Raw genomic sequence first — 22,756 nt, forward strand, 5'->3', positions numbered from 1 at the left:
TCCTTTTGTGAAGCACTGTTTTACCAAACCAACGAAATTTAGCAAACTATTAACACACTCTCTGCGTGATCCAGCGTGTAATCTCTTTCAGCGCTTTGTCAAAATTCTGGTACACCGGGCTGAAGGGTACCTCCAGCAATTTGCCATCCGAAGATGACGACGTGATTAAGCGTGACTCCTCTTCCGGGCTAAACGGATCGTTTTTCCAGAAGCCGGACATCATCGGGGTTGGGCACCGGCGGCCCAGTAAGCCCTGCGTTTTTAATGAGTACCGATTAAGTTCAATGCGTAACGCTTCATCTGAAGCATCATGCATGCCAAGCCGGCTCGCCAGCACGTCCAGATACATCTCAGGAACGTTACCCTGACGCTCCGGATCGCTTAACAGCGCATGCACCACCGGGCCAAGGCAGGCGACGGCCTTCAGGCGGGAAGATTCAAGGTAGGCCAGCCGAACCGCTACGTTAGCGCCGAAGCGGAAACCAAACGCGCCCACCCGGGTGTGGTCCACCCACGGAATATTCTCCAGCGCTTTTAACGCATGCTGGTGCAGCAGGCTGGAATCCTGAGTGAGCTTCCACTTGGATGAAAAACCGATCGAAGGCATATCCAGCGTCAGCATGGCGATCCCATTTGGTGCGAAGTAGCGCTCATACAGGCTGTAATAATCGATTTGCAACGAATCCAGGCCGCCGCACATCAGAACCGTCGGGAACGGGCCTTCGCCTTCCGGCATATGCAGGAACCCGGTTACCGGGCTGCCGCCGGGAATGGTGAACTCAATTTCACGCATCCGGCCAGGCAAACGCTGGGCAGCCTCTTCATAGGCGCGGTTGGCCAGCGCCTGTGCCTGCTCCGCCAGCTCGTCGCCCTTAAGATGTGGGTAAGCAGCGATGCTGTACAGGTTTGCCGCATGCAGCCAGTGCTTGCCGCTGAGCGCCGCGTCCTCTTCCTGGCTCGCTTTCTGCTGCCAGAGCATGGCCTGCTTCGACCATTCGTAGATCCAGTTCCCACCACGGTAGCCCACCACCGTATCGTAGAGATCGCTGTCGGTGCGCTCAGACTCGCTCATCACGATACGCGCCTGCACGTCGAGAATTTCACGCGGATCGATGCCGCGCCAGATCCACATCAGGCGGTTAATCATGCGATACCAGTGGGGCACGTTCTTACCGTCTAACGCTGACTGAACAGCAGGCATTGTTCCCGGATTAAACCGACGCACCAGCGTCGACGTTTCAGGGTGCTTGAAACGAGGTTTGAAGAGAGTTTCGGTGAGATTCGCCTGCGTCATTGCGTTGCCTCCATGGATACGTCATATGTAGACCATTGTAACGCGTGGCAGGCCAAAAAGAACAACGCCCGGCATAGCCGGGCGTGTAAAGTTACGTACTGAAATTAACGGCCTGAGATAGGCGGTACGAAGACCACGCCCATATCCCATGGCTGTTCAATCCAGGTATCCTGCGGGATATCAATGACGTAATCATCAACCAGTGGACGGCCCGCTGGTTTCGCGAAGATAGTGACGAAGTGCGCTTTAGGATACATTTCGCGGATGGCTACCGCGGTACCGCCGGTGTCCACCAGATCGTCGATAACGATGAAGCCTTCACCGTCGCCTTCCGCGCGTTTCAGCACTTTCAGCTCGCGCTGGTTGTCGTGATCGTAGCTGGAGATACAGACGGTATCGACATGACGAATACCCAGCTCACGTGCCAGCAGCGCCCCCGGTACCAGACCGCCACGGCTGACGGCAATAATGCCTTTCCACTGTTCGGAAGGCATCAGACGCGCAGCCAGTTTGCGTGCGTGAATCTGCAACATGTCCCAGGTGACGACGTATTTTTCGCTCATGTGAAGTGTCCCAGCCTGTTTATATACGGCTTAAAAAAAATGAGGGTGAACCAGGTTGCGCGAGATTATAGAGATCTGACGCACTAAAAACCAGTGTTACGCGCCAACAGCCTGAGTTTTTACATGCTTTATGCTACCAGCCACGGGAGAAAGTGGTATTCTCAGTTGCATCTCGCAAGCCCGTCTTGTGGTAACAATCAACCTGCTAACCCTGTGACCTGCAACATTGTTTTGCAGCGCATCGACAAGGAGACCTATCGTGTCTGAACTGTCTCAATTATCTCCGCAGCCGCTGTGGGATATTTTTGCCAAAATCTGCTCCATTCCGCACCCTTCCTATCACGAAGAACAGCTTGCCGAACATATTATGGGCTGGGCAAAGGAAAAAGGTCTGCACGCCGAGCGTGACCAGGTTGGCAACATTCTTATCCGCAAACCTGCCACCGCAGGAATGGAAAACCGCAAGCCGGTTGTCTTGCAGGCGCACCTGGACATGGTTCCGCAGAAAAACAACGACACCGTTCACGACTTCACCAAAGACCCGATCCAGCCGTATATCGACGGCGAGTGGGTGAAGGCGCGCGGCACAACGCTGGGCGCGGATAACGGTATTGGTATGGCTTCCGCGCTGGCCGTGCTGGCTGACGACAGCGTCGAGCACGGTCCGCTCGAAGTGCTGCTGACCATGACCGAAGAAGCGGGCATGGACGGCGCGTTCGGCCTTCAGGCGAACTGGCTGCAAGCGGACATTCTGATCAATACCGACTCTGAAGAAGAAGGTGAGATCTACATGGGCTGCGCAGGCGGGATCGACTTCATCTCTACCCTGCCCCTGTCCCGCGAAGCGGTTCCTGCTGGCTTCGAAACCTACAAGCTGACGCTGAAAGGATTGAAAGGCGGCCACTCCGGCGGTGATATTCACCTAGGCCTGGGCAACGCCAACAAACTGCTGGCACGTTTCCTGGCGGGCCACGCGGCTGAGCTGGATCTGCGCCTGGTGGACTTCAACGGCGGTACCCTGCGTAACGCAATTCCTCGCGAAGCCTTCGCGACCGTGGCGGTACCAGCGGCGAAAGCGGACGAGCTGAAAAAACTCGCCAGCGCATATCTGGATATCCTGAAAAACGAGCTCTCTGAGAAAGAGAAAAACCTGACCGTGGTGCTGGAGTCCGTTACGACGGATAAAACCGCACTGACCGCGCAGTCTCGTGACACGTTTGTTCAGCTGCTGAACGCGACGCCAAACGGCGTGATCCGTAACTCTGACGTGGCGAAAGGCGTGGTGGAAACCTCCCTGAACGTGGGCGTGGTGACCATGGGCGACGACAGCGCGGAAATCATCTGCCTGATCCGTTCCCTGATCGACAGCGGTAAAGAGTACGTGGTGAGCATGCTGGAATCTCTGGGTACCCTGGCGGGTGCAAAAACGTCCGCAAAAGGCAGCTACCCGGGCTGGCAGCCGGATGCAAGTTCTCCGGTTATGGCACTGGTGCGTGAAACCTATCAGCGCCTGTTCAACAGCACCCCAAACATTCAGGTTATTCACGCGGGCCTGGAGTGTGGTCTGTTCAAGAAACCGTATCCGGACATGGACATGGTTTCCATTGGGCCAACCATCACCGGGCCACACTCGCCGGATGAGCAGGTTCACATTGAAAGCGTTGGGCATTACTGGACGCTGCTGACTGAACTGCTGAAGGCGATCCCTGCGAAGTAATTTGTCGTCTGTTGCCCGGCGGCGCTACGCTTGCCGGGCCTAAGATGAGTGCAATCTACAGTCCCAAAACCAGCTGACGCTCCAGCTGCGGATCCAGCAGCGTGACATGCAGTCCCACCAACCTCACCCCTCGCCCGCCTCGTCGTTCTTCCCACGCCTTTTTCGCCGTCGCGATAAGATCTTCTTTGTTCAGGCGCGGCCAGACGTGCTCCTGCGTCGTCTGCTGAAAGTCGTTAAACTTCAGCTTGATGCCCTGACGGGCAATCAGTAAATCCGGTTTCACTTTGATCAGCCGTCGCTCCAGCTCTGGATAAAGCTGTTCCGTAATGATGGTTTCACATGCCGACCAGTCATGAATATCTTCGCTCAGCGTGCGTTCAACCCCGACCGATTTACGCAGCCGTTCGTTGTTTACATCGCGGTCGTCAATGCCCTGACTGCGCTCCCACAGTACGCGGCCAAACTTGCCAAAACGCTTAAGCAGCAGGGCCAGATCGCTTCGCTGAACGTCTTCGCAGGTGCGTAGCCCCATACTTTCCAGCTTCGCGGCGGAGACTTTACCCACGCCGGGGATTTTGCTGAGGGGCAGCGTTTTCAAAAACGCCGGCACCTCTTCCGGAGTGATGACGTACTGGCCGTTGGGCTTATTTAAATCGGAGGCAATTTTGGCGAGAAATTTGACCGGCGCGACGCCCGCCGATGCCGTCAGATTCAGCTCGTTAAAGATAGTCTGGCGGATCTCCTGCGCCATCAGGGTGGCGGAGCCGTGGCAGTGCAGGCTGTCGGTGACGTCCAGATAGGCCTCATCCAGCGACAGGGGTTCAATCAGCGAAGTGTAGCGAGAGAAGATCTGCCGAATATGGCTCGATGCTTCTTTGTAGGCTTCAAAGCGCCCCGGCAAAAGCGTCAGGTGCGGGCACAGCTTCAGCGCCATCGCCGTCGGCATGGCGCTGCGCACGCCAAATTTGCGTGCAGGATAGTTCGCGGTGCTGATCACACCGCGCTGGACACGACTGCCGCCAATGGCGATAGGGATGTCCCGCAGCGCGGGGTTGTCACGCATCTCCACTGCGGCAAAAAAACAGTCCATATCGACATGGATTATTTTGCGCATTGATTACACCACACATGTATTTATATACAGTATAACAAAAGGCAAAAAATGCGTCAGCTATTTTCCTTTCTCACGATTGTCATAAATCCATGTTACAAATAACCCGAATAAAGTCTTTATATTCATACACTTAAAGAAAATACATAGAGGGCTATCATTGATGAGGAAAATACTTTCGGTGTCGTTACTGTTTCTGGCGAGTGCGGCATCGGCTCATCCCGGGATCGTTGCTCACCGGGGGGGTACGGCGGATGCCCCTGAAAACACCCTGCCTGCAATTAAGCTCGCGCTCGAAAATAAAGCCGATATCGTCTGGATAACCGTGCAGCTCAGTCGGGATGGTGTGCCGGTTTTGTATCGACCGGCTGACCTGAAAGCGTTAACCCGCTTGCAAGGAAAAGTATCACAGTTTACCGCTGAAGAACTGGCAAAGGCGGATGCCAGCGTAAAATGGAAAGATAAGGGCCTGGCGAAAAATATGCTGAATACGTCAGTACCTACGCTCAAGTCGGTACTGACGGCCTGGCCAGACACGCGGTTTTTTATTGATATCAAATCTCCGGATGCCGATCCGGCAACAATGGGCAACGCGCTGCTTAACGTACTGAAAGAGACCGACAGCCTGAATCGTGTTCGCGTTTATTCAACCGAAGATCGCTATATGGCAGCATTGCCTGCCAAAATCCCCCGCTTTGTCACACGCAGCGAAACCCGTACACGACTGGCCACAGTGTCATTGAGCCACGAATGCCTGCCACCTTCCCAAAAAATGGACGATTACTGGTATGGGCTTGAGTTAAACCGAAAAGTAGAGGTAGTTGAGAAATTTACCTTAGGCGAAGGCGTCTCTCCTGCAACATTAACGTGGGACAAAGAGGCCGTGGACTGCTTCCGCTCTCAGGGCAATGCCCATCTGATTTTTATCGGCGTGAACTCCGAAGAAGATTATCTGAAGGCCAAAGCATTAGGTGCCGAAGGCGTGCTTGTAGACTCGCCGGCCAACGCCAAAAGCTGGGTAAAATAAATGATAAAGGCCGCACGAAGCGGCCTTTTTCTAAATGATCCTTTGCTGATCCCGGGCCATTCGTTTTTTCCGCGCATCGCACGGTTCCGGACAGTCGCAAACCTTTTCCATTCCGATGGAAGAGATGCCTCCACAGCTGCCCTGAATGCTTTTACGCTTGATGATCCAGCCTAAAGACATCCCGAATATCACCAGCACAAACACTGCAAAGGTCGCCAGAAAGGTCAACATAATCAGCCTCCGAAATCATCGAGCATGATGTTCTCATTATCCACGCCCAGATCTTTGAGCATCTTAATCACGGCGGCGTTCATCATTGGCGGACCACACATATAGAACTCGCAGTCTTCCGGTGCCGGATGCTGTTTGAGGTAGTTTTCATACAGCACGTTGTGGATGAAGCCCGTGTAGCCTGTCCAGTTATCTTCCGGCTGCGGATCGGATAGCGCCACGTGGAAGGTAAAGTTAGGGTTATCACGCGCCAGCTGTTCAAACTCATCGTCATAGAACATTTCGCGCAGTGAACGCGCGCCGTACCAGAAGCTGATTTTGCGCTTGCTGCCAAGTCTTTTGAGCTGGTCAAAGATATGCGAACGCATCGGCGCCATACCCGCGCCGCCGCCGATAAAGACCATTTCCGCATCGGTATCTTTAGCGAAAAACTCCCCAAACGGACCGGAAATCGTCACCTTATCGCCAGGCTTGAGGGACCAGATATACGATGACATCACGCCCGGCGGGGCATCGGGCACATTCGGCGGCGGCGTGGCGATACGCACGTTGAGCATAATGATCCCCTTCTCTTCCGGATAGTTAGCCATGGAATAGGCGCGCAGCGCGGGCTCTTTTACCTCGGAAACAAAGCGGAAGAGATTAAATTTATCCCAGTCGGCCCGGTACTCATCGGGCACGTCGAAGTCCGTATAGGCCACGGTGTGCGCCGGACACTCAATCTGGATATACCCGCCTGCACGGAACGGGACGCTCTCCCCTTCAGGGACACGCAGCTTAAGCTCTTTAATGAACGTGGCTTTGTTATCGTTCGAGATAACCTCGCACTCCCATTTTTTCACGCCGAAAATCTCTTCCGGCAGCTCAATCTTCATGTTCTGACGCACCGCGACCTGGCACGCCAGGCGGCATCCCTCTTTCGCTTCACGCTTCGTGATATGCGACAGTTCAGTAGGCAGAATATCACCGCCCCCTTCTTTCACCGTCACACGGCATTGCCCGCATGAGCCGCCTCCACCGCAGGCTGACGAGACAAAAATCCCGTTCCCGGAGAGCGTATTAAGCAGCTTGTCCCCTGCCGGAGTACGGATCTGGTTCTGCGGATCGTCATTGATATCAATGATCACATCCCCGGAATTAACCAGCTTTGCGCGCGCCGCCAGAATCAGCCCTGACAGCACCAGTACTATCAGCGTGAACATCACCACGCCAAGAATAATTTCCATCTGTTAGCCCTTATAGCTGCACACCAGAAAAGGACATAAAGCCCAGCGCCATCAGGCCGGTGGTGATAAAGGTGATCCCTAAGCCACGAAGCCCCGCAGGCACGTTGGCATATTTCATTTTTTCACGGATCCCCGCCATGGTGACAATCGCCAGCATCCAGCCGATACCGGAGCCGAAGCCATACACAACCGATTCACTGAAGTTGTAATCGCGCTGAACCATAAAGGAAACACCGCCAAATATGGCGCAGTTCACGGCGATCAGCGGCAGGAAGATCCCCAGCGCGTTGTACAGCGACGGAAAATACTTATCGAGGATCATCTCCAGGATTTGCACCAGCGCCGCAATCACTCCGATAAAGGTGATGAAGTTCAGGAAGCTGAGATCAACGCCCTCCACCAGCGCGCCATCGCGCAGCACGTAGTTGAACACCAGGTTGTTAATCGGAACGGAAAGCCCCAGCACAACGGTGACCGCCACGCCCAGACCAAATGCCGTCGAGACCTTTTTAGAAACGGCAAGGAACGTACACATGCCCAGGAAGAACGCGAGCGCCATGTTTTCAACAAACACCGCGCGCACAAATAAACTCAGGTAGTGAGCCATTGTCGGTTACTCCTTTTCCTGCTGTTCAGGCTTCAGCGTACGAATCAGCCAGATCAGCAAACCGATAATGAAAAATGCGCTTGGGGCCAGCAGGAACAGGCCGTTCGGCAGATACCAGCCGCCGTTCTGTACCGTATCCAGCACCGGAATGCCAAACAGCTTACCGCTGCCAATCAGCTCGCGCAGGAAACCGACCGTCAGCAGGATCACGCCGTAACCCAGCCCGTTGCCGATACCGTCCATAAAGCTTGCCAGCGGCGGCATTTTCATCGCATAGGCTTCAGCACGCCCCATCACGATGCAGTTGGTGATAATCAGGCCGACAAACACCGAAAGCTGCTTCGAAGTTTCATAAGCAAAGGCGCGCAGGAGCTGATCGACCACAATCACCAGCGAGGCGATGATCGCCATCTGGACGATGATCCTCACGCTATTGGGAATATGGTGGCGAATCATTGAGATAAACATACTGGAGAACGCTGTCACTAGCGTTACCGCCAGCGTCATCACCACCGCCGTTTCCAGCTTGGTGGTCACCGCCAGAGCCGAGCACACGCCCAGTACCTGAAGCGTTATCGGGTTATTGGCTAACAGTGGGCCAATTAGCACCTTTTTAACTTCTTTCAGTTCACCCGTATCAGCCATTGTTCAGCGCTCCTTCACGTACGTTCTTCAGGAAGGGACCAAAGCCCAGTTCACCCATCCAGAAATCAAAGCTGTGCTGCACCCCGTTAGAGGTGAGCGTGGCGCCGGAAAGACCGTCAACGGCGAACTCATCGCCGGGACGCGCGCCCCCTTTCACCACCTTCAGCGCAGGCTGGCCGTCGTCGTCGAGCACTTTTTTACCGACAAACTGTGCGCGCCAGTTAGGGTTCTCAACCTCCCCCCCCAGCCCCGGCGTTTCGCCCTGATCGTAATAGGTAATGCCTTTGACCGTGCGGCCATCGGTATCCAGCGCCACAAAGGCGTACATCATTGACCACAAGCCGTTGCCATAGATGGGCAACACGATTTCCTGTATGCGCTTTTGCTCGTCACGGACGAGGTAAATCTCCGCGACATTGCTGCGGCGCTTAATGCCAGCCGGATCCTGCGAGGCGTCAAGCACGGTGCTCATCTGCGGATCCTTTAACGCCAGCGCCTGGTTATATTTCGCCGGGTCTTTATCCATCAGTTCGCCGGTTTTTAAATCCACCAGCCGGGCGGTAATGCGTTCGGCAAACACGGCCGCGACGTCATCCTTTGTCATGCCTTCCTGCATCAGCCCGGCAACGGCCAGGATGTTACGCTGTTTATCCAGTGCGCGTTGCTCCTGCTGTAGCGGTTTCAACCCTACGGCAGACCCCGCCACGACAATGGAGCAGACCAGGCACAGTACCAGCACCACCAGCAGCGTTTTGCTGATGCTGTCGTTATTTTTGATCTCAGCCACGCGCCTTCCTCCGCTTAATGTTGGCGCGCACGACCAGGTAGTCGAACAGCGGCGCAAACAGATTGGCAAACAGAATGGCCAACATCATCCCTTCAGGATAGGCCGGGTTGACCACGCGAATCAGTACGCACATCACCCCAATGAGCGCGCCGTAACACCATTTCCCCCTGTCGGTAAACGAAGCCGAGACGGGATCGGTGGCCATGAACATCATGCCAAACGCAAACCCTCCCAGTACGAGGTGCCAGTACCACGGCATGGAGAACATCGGGTTAGTGTCTGAACCAATGAAATTGAAAAGCGTGGCGGTGAGTACCATCCCGAGCATGACGCCTGCGACAATGCGCCAGGAGGCCACGCGGCCAAAGAGGATGATGGCCCCGCCGATCACGATCATCAGGGTAGACACTTCACCGATAGAGCCCGGTATATTGCCAAGAAACGCATCAAACCAGGTGACAGGCTGGCCGGTGGCATTATTGACCAGCGTTTCGCCGCCGCCTGCCGCCCACTGTGAAAGTGGCGTCGCGCCGGAGAATCCGTCTGCTGCCGTCCACACCAGGTCGCCAGAGATTTGTGCCGGGTAGGCAAAGAACAGGAACGCGCGGCCCGCCAGCGCCGGGTTGAGGAAGTTACGTCCGGTCCCGCCAAAGATCTCCTTGGCAATGACCACGCCAAAGCTGATCCCCATCGCCGCCTGCCAGAGCGGTAGCGTGGGCGGAACAATCAGCGCAAACAGAATGGAGGTAACAAAGAAACCTTCGTTGATCTCATGCTTGCGAATAATCGCGAACAGGACTTCCCAGAAACCGCCCACGATAAAGACGGTCATATAGATCGGCAGAAAGAAGACGGCGCCCAGCGTCATCATGCTGACCCAGCCGGCATCTGCCGCAAAGCTTACGCCAAGAGACTGCGCCAGACGGTAGTGCCAGTCAGACTGAATCACCTGCGCCAGTTGCTCTGCATCGTACATATGGTGCAGCGCCGGGATCGTCTGCAATCCAACGTTATACATCCCCCAGAACATCGCCGGGAAGACCGCAAACCAGACCAGAATCATCATTCGCTTGAGGTCGATGGCGTCGCGAACGTGCGCCGCGCCTTTCGTCACCAGCCCAGGGGTGTAGAAAATGGTCGTTGTCGCTTCATACAGCGGGTAGTATTTCTTCAGTTTACCCTCGGTAAAATGCGGCTCAATCTTTTCGAAGAGGTGTTTTAAGCCCATGGTTATCCTTCCTGCTCAATGCGGGTTAACACCTCGCGCAATACGGGTCCGTATTCGTATTTACCTGGACACACATAGGTACACAGCGCCAGATCTTCTTCGTCCAGCTCCAGGCAGCCCAGCGCCTGGGCACCGTCGGTATCGCCGGCCAGGAGATCGCGCAGTAGCACGGTAGGCAGAATATCCAGCGGCATAACGCGTTCATAGTTGCCAATCGGGACCATGGCGCGCTCGCCGCCGTTCGTGCTGGTGGAGAAGTTAAACAGCTTATGACGCAGAAAGTGGCCCAGCGTGGTGCGGGTCACGGAGAATTTTTCCGCGCCAGGCAGCACCCAGCCGAACAGCTCTTTCTCGCGGCCTTCAAGCACTACGCTCACCTGAAGATGGAAACGGCCCAGCCAGGCCATCGGGCCTGTCGCGTGCCTGCCGCTCAGCACCGAACCGGAAATAATACGGTTTTCGCCCTCTTTCGTTTCGCCAGCCAGCAGCGCAGTTAAATCTGCTCCAAGCAGCGTGCGAACCAGACGCGGCTGGGTTGCCTGAGGGCCACCGATGGCAATGATGCGTTCCGCGCACAGCTCACCCGTGGTAAACAGCTTACCGATAGCAATAACGTCCTGGTAATTGAGATGCCAGACCTGTTTCGTCAGGCTTACCGGCTCCAGGAAGTGAATATGCGTTCCCACCAGCCCGGCCGGATGCGGGCCGGCAAATTCATTAAAAGCGACCTGCCCCTGCGGATGCCCGCCCAGCTTGCCGCCGCTGGCCTGGCAGACATGCACTTTGCCCGGCGTCAGGCGCGTTAACACGGTGAGACCGGCATCGAAAGCTTTTCGTTCGGCCAGGATAATAGGCTGCGGATCCGCCCTGAGCGGGTTGGTGTCAATGGCCGTAACGAAGATAGCGGCTGGAACGGTGCCAGGCATGGGCGTTTTGCTATAGGGACGCGTGCGAAGCGCCGTCCACAGACCGGACTCCAGCAGTTGCGTCTGCACCGCGTCGTGGCTGAGGGTGGCGAGATCGGCGGCGTCAAAACGCGCAAACTCGCGTTTTTCGTCGCCTTCAATTTGAATAACGACCGATTGCAGGACGCGACGCTCACCACGATGGATGGCCACGACGGTGCCGCTGGCAGGGGCTGTAAACATAACGCCAGGATTTTTTTTATCCTCGAAGAGCGCCTGGCCTTTTATTACGCGATCGCCTTCCTGTACCAGCATCGCAGGACGCATGCCCACATAATCATCACCCACAATAGCGACATGGTGAATAGTGGCGCCGGTTGTGACGTGCTGTTCAGGCACGCCAGAGATTGGCAGATCGAGTCCTTTTCTGATTCTAAACATGTGGTTAGCAGGTATCCATGAACAACTATCCAGAGTGGCCGGAGTGTACCATTTTCAGCCCTGACAAGGGCAGCAAATCCGCCGTCTGGCGCGCTGAAATGCGAGCTATTGCGCAAAGTTCCTGGAGTCACGGCGATTTGAATGCGTTATAAAGTAAAACTAATTTGTAAACGCAAAAGTTGGCTCTTGCGAAAATCTCCATCGGTGCTAATGTGAGCGCTCCTGTCCAGATTAGTCTGATTTCGGGTGTCTTTTGCCGTTCTGGCAAGTTGGTCATTGTTTTATCAAGGAACCAGTAGTATGCGTAAAATCGCATTGTTCATTGCGATGCTTCTGATACCGTGCATGTCGTTTGCCGGGCTGCTCGGCAGTAACAGTTCAACGACGCCGGTCAGCAAAGAATATAAACAGCAGTTGATGGGATCCCCGGTTTATATTCAAATCTTCAAGGAAGAGCGCACACTCGATCTGTTTGTCAAAATGGGCGAGACGTATCAGCTGCTCGATAGCTACAAAATTTGTAACTACTCTGGCGGGCTGGGGCCAAAACAGCGTCAGGGCGACTTCAAAAGTCCGGAAGGGTTTTATAACGTTCAGCGTAACCAGCTAAAACCGGACAGCCGCTTCTATAAAGCGATTAACATCGGTTTCCCTAATGCCTTCGACCGCGCTCACGGTTACGAGGGTAAATACCTGATGATCCACGGCGCCTGCGTGTCTGTCGGCTGTTATGCGATGACGGATTCCGGCATTGATGAGATTTTCCAGTTTGTCACCGGCGCTCTGGTCTTTGGCCAGCCGAATGTTCAGGTCAGCATTTATCCTTTCCGTATGACGGATGCCAACATGGCGCGCCATAAGTACTCTGTGTACACGGATTTCTGGAAACAGCTAAAACCGGGCTATGACTACTTCGAGCAGACCCATAAGCCGCCGGTGGTGTCCATCGTCAATGGCCGTTACGTGGTGAGTAAACCGCTCAGCCATGAAGTGGTTCAGCCGCAGCTTGCGTCAAATTACGCGGTCCCCGAGGCAAAATAGCACCCACTCGCCTGGCATGATCTTTTGCCAGGTTTCGTTGCCGGTCAGCGGCTGCGTTGCAATAACGGTGACCACATCGTTCGGTGTGGTCTTCTTCTGAAAATCAATTTCCACATCCTGATCGAGCAACGTGGCGACGCCAAACGGCGCGCGGCGCGTGATCCAGAAAAGATTCGTGGAGCAAAACGCCATCACGTAACGCCCGTCTGACAGCAGCATATTGAAGACGCCCTTCTCGCGTAATTCCGACGCCAGCGACGCAATGTATTTAAAAACGGCGGCCATATTGCCGGGCGTGCGCGGATAACGTTCCGTCAGCTTATGCAGCAGCCAGCAGAAGGCCTTCTCGCTGTCCGTTTCGCCCACCGGACGGAAGTTGCCCGTTTCCAGAGATTTATAGCCCGTAAGCTGCCCGTTGTGCGCGTAGGTCCAGTTACGGCCCCACAGCTCGCGGGTAAAGGGATGGGTATTTTCCAGCGCAACTTCGCCGCGGTTTGCCTGGCGAATATGCGCGATCACCGAACAGGATTTAATGGGATAGTCCTGCACCAGTTTGGCAATCGGTGAGTTAAAGCTGGGCTGCGGATCTTTGAACGTGCGACACCCTTTGCCTTCGTAGAAGGTGATGCCCCAGCCGTCTTTATGTGGCCCGGTTCCCCCACCGCGCTGAACCAGCCCGGTGAAGCTAAAGCAGATATCGGTTGGCACATTGGCGCTCATCCCGAGCAGTTCGCACATACATCACCTCCACAACAGCGGGGGGCAGCGGTGCCCCCCAGCGAAGTCTTACTTAACCATCTCTTTTTCGATCAGCTGGATCAGGATGTGGATCACTTTGATGTGAATTTCCTGAACGCGATCTGCATAGCCGAAGTGCGGAACGCGAATTTCGATATCCGCCGTACCGTCCATCTTACCGCCATCTTTCCCGGTCAGGGTGATCACCTTCATCCCTTTTTCACGCGCGGCGGCAATCGCTTTGATCACGTTCGCGGAGTTACCGGAAGTAGAGATACCCAGCAGCACGTCGCCTTCACGGCCTACTGCCTCAACGTAGCGGGAAAAGATGTGGTCGTAACCGAAGTCGTTGCCTACGCAGGAGATGTGGCTGACGTCGGAAATCGCAATCGCCGGGTAGCCCGGACGGTTTTCGCGATAGCGTCCGGTCAGCTCTTCGGCGAAGTGCATGGCGTCGCAGTGGGAGCCGCCGTTACCGCAGGAGAGCACTTTGCCACCGGCCTTAAAACTGTCGGCCAGCAGGACCGCCGCGCGCTGAATAGCGTGAATATTGGCATCATCTTTCAGAAAGTTCGCCAGCGTTTCCGCCGCTTCGTTCAGTTCGTTACGAATAAGATCCTGGTACATGAGGATAATCCTTCAGTATTGATGAAATAACACTGTGGAGTGTACCGGATAGCGCTAAAAGCGAGAAGCTAAAGCCATGCGAATCGTCCGGCGTTTTGATTTTTTATGCCGGCTAAAACGCGAACAATGTGAACCAGGTTGTAATTATTTTGTAAACACATTGCTAAAGGAAATGACATCAACTACAACCATATCATCACAAGTGGTCAGACCTCCTACAAGCAAGGGAGCTTTTCTTTATGATGATTTTGAGCATTTTCGCAACCGTTGTTCTGCTCGGCGTGTTGTTCTATCACCGCGTCAGTTTATTCCTGAGCAGCCTGATTCTTCTGGCCTGGACGGCTGCACTTGGCGTCGCTGGTCTGTGGAATATCTGGGTCCTCGTCCCGCTGGCAATTATTTTGCTGCCGTTCAACCTGACGCCGATGCGTAAGTCGATGATCTCCGTGCCGGTGTTTAAGGGCTTCCGTAAAGTGATGCCGCCAATGTCGCGCACGGAGAAAGAAGCGATTGATGCCGGCACTACCTGGTGGGAAGGCGATCTGTTCCAGGGCAACCCGGACTGGAAAAAGCTGCACAACTATCCGCAGCCGCGTCTGACCGCCGAAGAACAGGCCTTTATTGATGGCCCGGTGGAAGAAGCGTGCCGCATGGCCAATGACTTTGCGATCACCCATCAAATGGCCGACCTGCCGCCGGAGCTGTGGGCGTACCTGAAAGAGCATCGCTTCTTCGCGATGATCATCAAAAAAGAGTACGGCGGTCTGGAGTTCTCCGCTTACGCTCAGGCTCGCGTCCTGCAAAAGCTGGCGGGCGTGTCCGGGATCCTGGCGATCACCGTTGGCGTACCAAACTCCTTAGGTCCGGGCGAGCTGTTACAGCATTACGGTACGGAAGAGCAGAAAGATCACTACCTGCCGCGTCTGGCGCGCGGCCAGGAAATTCCATGCTTCGCGCTGACCAGCCCGGAAGCCGGTTCTGATGCCGGCGCAATCCCGGATACCGGCGTGGTCTGCATGGGCGAATGGCAGGGCCAGCAGGTGCTGGGCATGCGCCTGACCTGGAACAAACGCTATATCACCCTGGCGCCTATCGCCACCGTGCTGGGCCTGGCCTTTAAGCTCTCCGACCCGGAAAAACTGCTGGGCGGCGAAGAAGACCTGGGCATTACCTGTGCGCTGATCCCAACCTCAACGCCGGGCGTGGAAATTGGTCGTCGTCACTTCCCGCTGAACGTGCCGTTCCAGAACGGCCCAACCCGCGGTCAGGATATCTTTGTCCCGATTGATTACATCATCGGTGGTCCGAAAATGGCCGGCCAGGGCTGGCGTATGCTGGTGGAATGTCTGTCTGTGGGCCGCGGCATTACCCTGCCGTCGAACTCGACCGGCGGTCTTAAATCCGTGGCGATGGGGATTGGCGCGTACGCCCATATCCGCCGCCAGTTCAAAATTTCTATCGGCAAGATGGAAGGTATCGAAGAGCCGCTGGCGCGTATCGCGGGCAACGCTTACGTCATGGACGCCGCAGCCTCGCTGATTACTTACGGCATTATGCTGGGCGAAAAACCTGCCGTGCTGTCGGCGATTGTGAAGTATCACTGTACCCACCGCGCCCAGCAGTCAATTATTGATGCAATGGATATCGCTGGCGGTAAAGGCATTATGCTTGGCGAAGGCAACTTCCTGGCGCGCGGCTATCAGGGCGCACCGATTGCCATCACCGTGGAAGGGGCAAACATCCTGACCCGCAGCATGATGATCTTCGGCCAGGGCGCGATCCGCTGCCATCCTTACGTGCTGGAAGAGATGGCCGCCGCGCAAAATAACGACGTGGATGCCTTCGACAAACTGCTGTTCAAACATATCGGTCACGTCGGCAGCAATGAAGTTCGCAGCTTCTGGCTCGGCCTGACGCGCGGGCTGACCAGCGCGACGCCGACCCGCGATGCAACCAAACGTTACTACCAGCACCTGAACCGTCTGAGCGCTAACCTGGCGCTGCTGTCTGACGTCTCCATGGCCGTTCTGGGCGGAAGCCTGAAGCGTCGCGAGCGTATCTCCGCCCGTCTGGGTGATGTGCTGAGCCAGATCTTCCTGGCCTCTGCGGTACTGAAACGCTACGACGACGAAGGCCGTCAGGAAGCGGATCTGCCACTGGTGCACTGGGGCGTACAGGATGCGCTGTATCAGGCCGAACAGGCGATTGACGATCTGCTGGCGAACTTCCCGAACCGCTTTGTGGCCGGCGCCCTGCGCGTGGCGATCTTCCCGACCGGACGTCATTATCTGGCGCCGTCCGACAAGCTGGATCACAAAGTGGCGAAGATCCTCCAGGTACCGAGCGCAACCCGTTCCCGTATTGGCCGCGGTCAATACCTGGCGCCTACCCCGCATAACCCGGTAGGTTTGCTGGAAGAGGCGCTGCTGGACGTCATGGCCGCCGACCCGATTCACCAAAAAATCTGCAAACAGCTGGGTAAAAACCTGCCGTTTACACGACTGGACGAACTGGCAAAACAGGCCCTGGCGGGTGGTATCATCGACAACAGCGAAGCTGCGCTTCTTGTGAAAGCCGAAGAGAGCCGTCTGCGCAGTATTAATGTGGATGATTTCGAACCAGAAGAGCTGGCGACGCAGCCGGTAAAGCTGCCGGAGAAGCACCGCAAACCTGAAGCGGCATAAGGCATCTCGCTCCCACAAACCCCGCCCCGCGCGGGGTTTTTTATTGCCACATTTTCTCGTAATGACGTGCTACAGTGTCAAAAGGTATTTTTTTAGGAGCCTGTATCGTGCCTGGTTTAAAGATTTCTGTTTTGCAGCAACCTTTAGTGTGGATGGACGGCCCCGCCAACCTTCGCCATTTTGATCGCCAGCTGGAAGAGATAACCGGACGCGACGTGATTGTTCTGCCGGAGATGTTCACCACAGGTTTCGCGATGGAGGCGGCAACACAGTCTATGCCGCAGGATGAGGTGGTGGCCTGGATGCACGCCAGGGCGCAGGAAACCAACGCGCTGATTGCCGGAAGCGTCGCGCTCCAGACCGGGCGCGGACCGGTCAACCGCTTCCTGCTCGTCGAGCCGGAAGGGAACGTCCACTTCTACGATAAGCGCCACCTGTTCCGCATGGCGGATGAACATCAGCATTATGAAGCCGGAAACGAACGCGTGGTATTTGAATGGCGCGGCTGGCGTATTCTGCCGCTGGTCTGCTATGACCTGCGCTTCCCGGTGTGGTCACGCAACCGCAACGATTACGATCTGGCGCTGTATGTCGCCAACTGGCCCGCCCCACGCTCCCTGCACTGGCAGGCTTTACTGACAGCGCGCGCGATTGAAAACCAGGCGTACGTGGTTGGCTGTAACCGCGTAGGAACGGACGGCAACGGGCATCACTATCGCGGTGACAGCCGGGTGATCAGTCCACAGGGTGAAATTATTGCCACCGCCGAGCCGCATCAGGCGACACGAATTGATGCGGAGATTTCGTTGACGGCGTTAAGGGAGTATCGGGAGAAGTTTCCGGCGTGGCAGGATGCGGATCCGTTTAGCATTGGATGATTAAAAGCCGGGTGGCGGCTGCGCCTTACCCGGCCTATAAATCAACTCACCAGCGCCTGCCCGTCTTTGCGGCTCTCCGTCGCAGCCACGTAGTGCCCTTCCGGCATACGGTAAATCACCTGCGCGCCGCCAAAATTGTAATCCTGGAACGGATCTTCCACCACGATCTGGTGTCCGCGCTCGCGCAGCGCCGCAATGGTATTGCGATCGAAGGTCGATTCAACAATCACTTCCCTGCCCTGCACCACGCGCCAGCGCGGGGCATCAATCGCCGCCTGCGGGTTTTGCCCGTGCAGCATAATGCGCAACGCCATCTGCATGTGCCCCTGCGCCTGCATCGGGCCCCCCATCACGCCGAAGGACATCAGCGGCTTGCCGTTACCGTCCATCGCAAAACCCGGGATGATGGTGTGGAAAGGACGCTTGCTGCCCGCCAGCGCGTTCGGGTGTTTGGGATCGAGCACAAAGCCGCAGCCGCGGTTTTGCAGGCTGATTCCGGTATCCGGCACCACAATTCCTGAACCGAAGCCCATAAAGTTGGACTGAATAAACGAAACCATCATCCCGCTGGCGTCCGCGGTGCTGATGTAGACCGTGCCGCTCTGCGTCGGCGATCCGTACACAAAATCAGAGGCTTTATCGTGGTCGATGAGCGCCGCGCGCGACTTCAGATAATGGTCGCTCAGCAGCTCTTTTGCTGCGAACTCCATATGTTCTTCATCCGCAACGTAGCGATCGAGATCCGCCAGCGCCAGCTTCATTGCCTCAATGGAGAGGTGCAGCCCCTGCACGGAGTCCGGGTGATGTTTCTCAATGCCGCACTGCTCCAGAATGCCGAGCGCAATCAGGGTGGCGATCCCCTGACCGTTTGGCGGCAACTCCTGCACCGACCCGCCCGCGAAGTCGCGCGACAGCAGTTCTACCCAGTCCACGCGATGGTTCGCCAGATCTTCAGCCGTCAGGTGTGCACCGTGTGCTTTGGCAAAGGCGGCAATTTTCTGCGCCAGTTCGCCACGGTAAAACGCGTCGCCGTTAGTTTTGGCAATCAGCTCCAGCGTGTTCGCCTGCGCCGGATTACGGAAGATCTCGCCCACTCGCGGCGCGCGGCCTTCCGGCGCGAAGCAGGCGCTAAAGCCTGGTTGATCTTTCAGCTTGTTGTAGCCCCGCTGCCACAGATGCCCGATGAGCGGGGAGACGGGAAAACCGTTACGCGCATACTCAATGGCCGGCTGCGCCAGGGTGGTGAGCGGCAATGTGCCAAAACGTTCAGCCAGCGCAACCCAGCCCGATACCGCCCCCGGTACGGTTACCGCGTCCCAGCCGATTTCCGGTACGGCAGTTTTTCCGGCAAACAGATCCGCATGCCAGCTGGCCGGCGAACGACCGGACGCATTCAGACCGTGAAGTTTTTCACCGTCCCAGACTATCGCAAAAGCATCGCTGCCGATGCCGTTGCCGGTCGGCTCGACAACGGTCAGCGCCATGGCTGTGGCAACCGCCGCATCAACGGCGTTTCCGCCCAGCTGTAGCATCTTCATTCCCGCCTGTGCCGCCAGCGGCTGCGAGGTGGCAACGGCGTTGTGGCCCATCATCGGCGGGCGTCGTGAATCGTAACCGGTTGTAAAATCGAGCGCTTTGGTCATCATGACTCCTTAGTCGTGGCGCGGATCGAGCGCATCGCGCAGCCCGTCGCCGAGTAAATTAAAGCCCTGAACGGCAAGGAAAATCGCCACGCCGGGGAAAACGGACATCCACGGCGCCTGCTCCAGAAACCCTTTGGCGGTGTTGAGCATGGAGCCCCAGGATGGGTTCGGCGGCTGTTGCCCTAACCCTAAAAACGAGAGGCTGGCTTCGGCGATAATCGCCGAGGCAATGGCCAGCGTGGCCTGTACCAGAATCGGTGACATCACGTTAGGCAGAACGTATTTGATAATGATCCAGCGGTCCGGCAGGCCAATCGCCCGTGCGCCGTCGATGTACTCTTCGTTGCGAATGGCGATCACCTGGCCGCGCGTCAGGCGGGCGAAGATCGGCATCGCCGAGAGCCCAATGGCGATCATGGCATTCGTCAGGCTTGGACCTAAAAATGCCCCCAGCGCGATCGCCATGATCAGAAATGGACAGGCCAGCAGTGCCTCGATAAAGCGGGAGATCACCCCGTCCCACATCTTCTGGAAATACCCCGCCACCAGCCCCAGCGGCACGCCGATGACCACCGCGATCGCCACCGACATACAGCCCGCCATCAGCGAGGTTCTCGCCCCCCAGATAATGCGGGACAAGATATCTCGCCCCAGCTCGTCGGTGCCGAACCAGTACATCGCCGAGGGCGCTTTGCGCACCGCGAGGAAGTTAGCCTTCACCGGGTCAAACGGCGCGATCCACGGCGCCAGCAGCGCCACCAGCACAAAAAAGCCCACCACAATCGCGCCAATCACCGCACTTTTATTGGCGAGGAATTTTTTCAGCACGCGGTTTTGCGCGCGCGGCAGCGCGGGTGCCACGGTTTGCGTCGTCAGTTCCGCCATGACTAACCTCGCATTTTCGGGTTGATAAGGACGTAGAGCACGTCAGCCAGCAGGTTGAGCATCAGGAAACCGATCGCCACGATCAGCACCACGCCCTGCACCACCGCGTAGTCGCGGTTGAACACCGAGTCGACAATCATTTTGCCGAAGCCCGGAATGGTGAAGACCTGCTCGGTCAGCACCGCGCCGCCCAGCAGCTCGCCGAACAGCAGCGTGGTGAGGGTGATCACCGGCACCAGCGCGTTGCGGAAGGCGTGCTTCAGGACCACCGCTTTCGGCAGCAGCCCCTTAGCGCGCGCGGTGCGGATGTAATCCGCTTTCAGCACCGCAATCATCGACGCACGGGTATGGCGCATCAGCGTTGCCGCCAGGCCGGTTCCGAGCACGGACGCGGGCAGCAGCAATGTCCGCAGGTTCTGGATCGGATCTTCACTGAACGGCACATAACCGGACGCAGGCAGCCATTGCAGGTTTACTGAAAAGACCAGAATCAGCAGGATCCCCAGCCAGAAATGCGGTATTGAGATCCCCGAGATCGCCACAAAATTCGCCCCGTGATCGACCCAGCTGTTTTTGTTCACCGCCGCGAGGATCCCCATGCTGATACCAAACACCAGCGCGATAATCATCGCCAGCAGCGACAGCTCCAGCGTGACCGGCAGCTTGCTGGCAATCAGCTGCGTGACCGGCTCATGAGTGCGTAAGGAGACACCCAGATCGCCTTGCAGCGCGCGCGTCAGCCAGTTGAAATACTGCACGGGGATCGGCGCGTCCAGATTCAGCTCAGCACGGAGCTGGGCAATCACCGCCGGATCGCGCTCCTCCCCGGCCATAGCGATCAGCGGATCGCCGGGCAGCAGCTTTTGCAGGCCGAACACCATCATGCTCACCAGCAGCAGAGTGGGAATGGCCAGCAGCAGACGTTTGCAAATCAGTTCCAGCATGGGTTCTCCTCAGGAGGTTTATTTCGCCAGCGTTAAGCCAGCCAGACGCACAATGCCGTCCGGGTACGCTTTAAAGCCCTGCACGCGCTTGTTCAGCCCAAAAATGCGCGGTTCGAAGTAGAGGTAGGCAATCGGCATGTCGGTTTGCAGCTGCTTCACCACCTTGTCATACAGCGGCTGGCGGGCGGCCTGATCGGTGCTCTGACGCGCCTGCGTTAACCATTCATCCACCTGAGCATTGCTGTAGCGGCCATCGTTAAGGGTGCCTTTGCTGTTGATAAAGCCATAGATGCTGCCATCTGGATCCGGGCGACCCGACCAGCCGGAGAAGCTCAACTGGTAGTCACCGCTCTGCTGGCGATCCAGCAGCGTGGCGAACTCGGTCATTTGCAGGTTCAGGTTAAAGCCCGCCTCTGCCACCATCGCCTGCAATACCTGGCCCACCTGCTGCGAGGTTGGGTTGTTCGGCACCAGCAGATTGACGGTCAGCGGCGCGGTGACGCCTGCGGCTTTCAGCAGCGCTTTGGCTCTGTCGACGTCACGCGGGGGAACCGGAAGATTGACGTGATACGGGCTTACCGGCGAAAACGCCTGGTTTGCCGGAGTGTAGAGCCCCTCGAACACCACCTGGTTTAAAGCATCGCGATCGATGGCCTGGGAAAATGCTTCACGCACGCGGGCATCTTTGAAGGGATCGTTCGCCGGGACTTTGCCATTGTTAATGTTGAAGGTGATGCCCTGGTATCCGAGGCCCGTTACCTTCGCCAGCGCCAGTTTGCTGTCGGCCTCGACGGTTTTGACGTCGCTGGCGGCAATGCCTTCGGTCAGATCGAGATCGCCCGCGCGCAGGTTCGCCAGGCGCACGGAGGCATCCGGGATCGGCAGATAGATAATTTTATCGAAGTGGTAGGCGTCTTTGTTCCAGTAGTTGTCGAAGCGGGTCAACACAATGCGATCCTGCGACACGCGGCTGTCGAACTTATACGGGCCGGAACAGACCGGATGCGCGGCAAAATCGGCTTTTTTAGCGGCTTCCGGCGCCATCATTGCGCCTGCGCGATCGGTGAGCTGCATCAGAAGTGCGGCATCCGGCGTTTTCAGGTGCAGGGCTATCTGCATCGGGCCGGTGACCTCCACTGATTCAACGGAAGAGAGTTCACTTTTACGCAGAGAACCTTTTAGCGTCAGGGCACGGTCGAGGTTGTATTTCGCGGCGGCGGCATCAAATTTTTCACCGTCGTGGAAGGTCACGCCATCACGGAGATCCAGGGTTAGCGTTTTACCGTCATTGCTCCACGCCCAGGATTTTGCCAGTCCCGGCACCACCTTGAGATGTTCGTCGACGTCCACCAGCCGGTCACACAGGGAGGCAAACACGAAGCGGCCATAATAGGTACGCGCCAGATGCGGGTCCAGCATGTCCGGGTCTGCGCCCAGGCCGATTCGCAGCACGCTTTCAGAATGGGCGGGCAGCGCCGCGCCAAGCAACATAACACTTCCCAGTACGGTCAAAAGAGAATTACGCATTGTCATT

Annotated in this window: 21 protein-coding genes; 5 read left to right on the forward strand and 16 right to left on the reverse strand. The window is 56.6% G+C overall.

Going from position 1 to position 22,756, the window contains the following annotated elements:
• Positions 1-49: 49 nt before the first annotated feature.
• Entirely contained in the window at positions 50-1,294 is a 1,245-nt protein-coding gene (frsA, locus tag A3466_RS18215) for an esterase FrsA (protein WP_063451762.1), read from the reverse strand.
• A gap of 104 nt (positions 1,295-1,398) precedes the next feature.
• Positions 1,399-1,857 (reverse strand): xanthine phosphoribosyltransferase, encoded by a 459-nt coding sequence (gene gpt, locus A3466_RS18220; RefSeq protein WP_003863205.1) that lies wholly within the window; start codon positions 1,855-1,857, stop codon positions 1,399-1,401.
• Positions 1,858-2,116: 259 nt separating this feature from the next.
• Between gpt and pepD the strand changes: the two genes are divergently transcribed.
• Positions 2,117-3,574 (forward strand): cytosol nonspecific dipeptidase, encoded by a 1,458-nt coding sequence (gene pepD / locus A3466_RS18225; RefSeq protein ID WP_063451763.1) that lies wholly within the window; start codon positions 2,117-2,119, stop codon positions 3,572-3,574.
• Between the two features lie 55 nt (positions 3,575-3,629).
• Here the strand turns inward: pepD and dinB are convergent, their stop codons facing one another.
• Entirely contained in the window at positions 3,630-4,688 is a 1,059-nt protein-coding gene (dinB, locus tag A3466_RS18230; RefSeq protein WP_063451764.1) for a DNA polymerase IV, read from the reverse strand.
• 160 nt (positions 4,689-4,848) lie between these two features.
• Between dinB and A3466_RS18235 the strand changes: the two genes are divergently transcribed.
• Positions 4,849-5,712 (forward strand): glycerophosphodiester phosphodiesterase family protein, encoded by an 864-nt coding sequence (locus A3466_RS18235; RefSeq protein ID WP_063451765.1) that lies wholly within the window; start codon positions 4,849-4,851, stop codon positions 5,710-5,712.
• A gap of 30 nt (positions 5,713-5,742) precedes the next feature.
• Here the strand turns inward: A3466_RS18235 and nqrM are convergent, their stop codons facing one another.
• From nqrM to A3466_RS18270, 7 genes are read right to left on the reverse strand one after another with little or no spacing between them, the layout of a single operon-like run.
• A complete protein-coding gene (gene nqrM / locus A3466_RS18240; protein ID WP_063451766.1) occupies positions 5,743-5,943 on the reverse strand; it encodes a (Na+)-NQR maturation NqrM in 201 nt (66 codons plus the stop codon).
• 2 nt (positions 5,944-5,945) lie between these two features.
• Complete coding sequence (nqrF, locus tag A3466_RS18245; protein ID WP_063451767.1) at positions 5,946-7,169, reverse strand: NADH:ubiquinone reductase (Na(+)-transporting) subunit F; 1,224 nt, start codon at positions 7,167-7,169, stop codon at positions 5,946-5,948.
• Between the two features lie 10 nt (positions 7,170-7,179).
• Positions 7,180-7,776 (reverse strand): NADH:ubiquinone reductase (Na(+)-transporting) subunit E, encoded by a 597-nt coding sequence (nqrE, locus tag A3466_RS18250; RefSeq protein ID WP_063451768.1) that lies wholly within the window; start codon positions 7,774-7,776, stop codon positions 7,180-7,182.
• A 6-nt stretch (positions 7,777-7,782) separates the two neighbouring features.
• Entirely contained in the window at positions 7,783-8,421 is a 639-nt protein-coding gene (locus A3466_RS18255) for an NADH:ubiquinone reductase (Na(+)-transporting) subunit D (protein WP_003863219.1), read from the reverse strand.
• On the reverse strand, positions 8,414-9,208 hold the full coding sequence (locus tag A3466_RS18260) for a Na(+)-translocating NADH-quinone reductase subunit C (protein ID WP_063451769.1): 795 nt from the start codon (positions 9,206-9,208) through the stop codon (positions 8,414-8,416). The genes A3466_RS18255 and A3466_RS18260 overlap by 8 nt, the downstream gene beginning before the upstream one ends.
• Positions 9,201-10,436, reverse strand: a complete 1,236-nt coding sequence (locus tag A3466_RS18265) for an NADH:ubiquinone reductase (Na(+)-transporting) subunit B (RefSeq protein WP_063451770.1) — start codon at positions 10,434-10,436, stop codon at positions 9,201-9,203. The genes A3466_RS18260 and A3466_RS18265 overlap by 8 nt, the downstream gene beginning before the upstream one ends.
• A 2-nt stretch (positions 10,437-10,438) precedes the next feature.
• Positions 10,439-11,782 carry a Na(+)-translocating NADH-quinone reductase subunit A gene (locus tag A3466_RS18270; RefSeq protein ID WP_063451771.1) on the reverse strand — a complete coding sequence of 448 codons (1,344 nt, stop codon included), beginning with the start codon at positions 11,780-11,782 and terminating at the stop codon, positions 10,439-10,441.
• Positions 11,783-12,082: 300 nt separating this feature from the next.
• On the opposite strand from A3466_RS18270, the gene dpaA reads away from it, so the two are divergent.
• Positions 12,083-12,823, forward strand: coding sequence for a peptidoglycan meso-diaminopimelic acid protein amidase (dpaA, locus tag A3466_RS18275; protein WP_063451772.1), 741 nt, complete (start codon positions 12,083-12,085; stop codon positions 12,821-12,823).
• On the opposite strand, the gene A3466_RS18280 is transcribed toward dpaA, so the two are convergent.
• Positions 12,794-13,561: a class II glutamine amidotransferase gene (locus A3466_RS18280; RefSeq protein ID WP_063451773.1), complete on the reverse strand. Its 768-nt coding sequence runs from the start codon at positions 13,559-13,561 to the stop codon at positions 12,794-12,796. The two genes, dpaA and A3466_RS18280, sit on opposite strands and share 30 nt — an antisense overlap.
• A 48-nt stretch (positions 13,562-13,609) precedes the next feature.
• A complete protein-coding gene (gene lpcA / locus A3466_RS18285; protein ID WP_003863232.1) occupies positions 13,610-14,188 on the reverse strand; it encodes a D-sedoheptulose 7-phosphate isomerase in 579 nt (192 codons plus the stop codon).
• A gap of 239 nt (positions 14,189-14,427) precedes the next feature.
• On the opposite strand from lpcA, the gene fadE reads away from it, so the two are divergent.
• Positions 14,428-16,872 carry an acyl-CoA dehydrogenase FadE gene (gene fadE, locus A3466_RS18290; RefSeq protein ID WP_063451774.1) on the forward strand — a complete coding sequence of 815 codons (2,445 nt, stop codon included), beginning with the start codon at positions 14,428-14,430 and terminating at the stop codon, positions 16,870-16,872.
• A 107-nt stretch (positions 16,873-16,979) separates the two neighbouring features.
• Positions 16,980-17,750, forward strand: a complete 771-nt coding sequence (locus A3466_RS18295; protein WP_063451800.1) for an amidohydrolase — start codon at positions 16,980-16,982, stop codon at positions 17,748-17,750.
• 41 nt (positions 17,751-17,791) lie between these two features.
• Here the strand turns inward: A3466_RS18295 and A3466_RS18300 are convergent, their stop codons facing one another.
• Genes A3466_RS18300 through A3466_RS18315 form a run of 4 tightly spaced genes read right to left on the reverse strand, consistent with a single transcriptional unit; the run spans position 17,792 to position 22,755 of the window.
• Positions 17,792-19,393 (reverse strand): gamma-glutamyltransferase family protein, encoded by a 1,602-nt coding sequence (locus A3466_RS18300; RefSeq protein WP_063451775.1) that lies wholly within the window; start codon positions 19,391-19,393, stop codon positions 17,792-17,794.
• Between the two features lie 9 nt (positions 19,394-19,402).
• Positions 19,403-20,278: an ABC transporter permease gene (locus A3466_RS18305; protein WP_022647137.1), complete on the reverse strand. Its 876-nt coding sequence runs from the start codon at positions 20,276-20,278 to the stop codon at positions 19,403-19,405.
• Positions 20,279-20,280: 2 nt separating this feature from the next.
• Entirely contained in the window at positions 20,281-21,222 is a 942-nt protein-coding gene (locus A3466_RS18310) for an ABC transporter permease (protein WP_063451776.1), read from the reverse strand.
• Between the two features lie 18 nt (positions 21,223-21,240).
• Positions 21,241-22,755, reverse strand: coding sequence for an ABC transporter substrate-binding protein (locus A3466_RS18315; RefSeq protein WP_074161083.1), 1,515 nt, complete (start codon positions 22,753-22,755; stop codon positions 21,241-21,243).
• Position 22,756: the final 1 nt, after the last annotated feature.

The organism is Enterobacter genomosp. S (assembly GCF_001631805.1).
GTDB classification, from domain to species: Bacteria; Pseudomonadota; Gammaproteobacteria; order Enterobacterales; family Enterobacteriaceae; genus Enterobacter; species Enterobacter quasihormaechei.

Bases quoted from the DNA above. Each gene is read 5' to 3' on its own strand.
- frsA (WP_063451762.1), bottom strand. From the start codon at position 1,294: ATGACGCAGGCGAATCTCACCGAAACTCTCTTCAAACCTCGTTTCAAG.
- gpt (WP_003863205.1), bottom strand. From the start codon at position 1,857: ATGAGCGAAAAATACGTCGTCACCTGGGACATGTTGCAGATTCACGCA.
- dinB (WP_063451764.1), bottom strand. From the start codon at position 4,688: ATGCGCAAAATAATCCATGTCGATATGGACTGTTTTTTTGCCGCAGTG.
- A3466_RS18235 (WP_063451765.1), top strand. From the start codon at position 4,849: ATGAGGAAAATACTTTCGGTGTCGTTACTGTTTCTGGCGAGTGCGGCA.
- nqrM (WP_063451766.1), bottom strand. From the start codon at position 5,943: ATGTTGACCTTTCTGGCGACCTTTGCAGTGTTTGTGCTGGTGATATTC.
- nqrF (WP_063451767.1), bottom strand. From the start codon at position 7,169: ATGGAAATTATTCTTGGCGTGGTGATGTTCACGCTGATAGTACTGGTG.
- nqrE (WP_063451768.1), bottom strand. From the start codon at position 7,776: ATGGCTCACTACCTGAGTTTATTTGTGCGCGCGGTGTTTGTTGAAAAC.
- A3466_RS18255 (WP_003863219.1), bottom strand. From the start codon at position 8,421: ATGGCTGATACGGGTGAACTGAAAGAAGTTAAAAAGGTGCTAATTGGC.
- A3466_RS18265 (WP_063451770.1), bottom strand. From the start codon at position 10,436: ATGGGCTTAAAACACCTCTTCGAAAAGATTGAGCCGCATTTTACCGAG.
- A3466_RS18270 (WP_063451771.1), bottom strand. From the start codon at position 11,782: ATGTTTAGAATCAGAAAAGGACTCGATCTGCCAATCTCTGGCGTGCCT.
- dpaA (WP_063451772.1), top strand. From the start codon at position 12,083: ATGCGTAAAATCGCATTGTTCATTGCGATGCTTCTGATACCGTGCATG.
- A3466_RS18280 (WP_063451773.1), bottom strand. From the start codon at position 13,561: ATGTGCGAACTGCTCGGGATGAGCGCCAATGTGCCAACCGATATCTGC.
- lpcA (WP_003863232.1), bottom strand. From the start codon at position 14,188: ATGTACCAGGATCTTATTCGTAACGAACTGAACGAAGCGGCGGAAACG.
- fadE (WP_063451774.1), top strand. From the start codon at position 14,428: ATGATGATTTTGAGCATTTTCGCAACCGTTGTTCTGCTCGGCGTGTTG.
- A3466_RS18300 (WP_063451775.1), bottom strand. From the start codon at position 19,393: ATGACCAAAGCGCTCGATTTTACAACCGGTTACGATTCACGACGCCCG.
- A3466_RS18305 (WP_022647137.1), bottom strand. From the start codon at position 20,278: ATGGCGGAACTGACGACGCAAACCGTGGCACCCGCGCTGCCGCGCGCG.
- A3466_RS18310 (WP_063451776.1), bottom strand. From the start codon at position 21,222: ATGCTGGAACTGATTTGCAAACGTCTGCTGCTGGCCATTCCCACTCTG.
- A3466_RS18315 (WP_074161083.1), bottom strand. From the start codon at position 22,755: ATGACAATGCGTAATTCTCTTTTGACCGTACTGGGAAGTGTTATGTTG.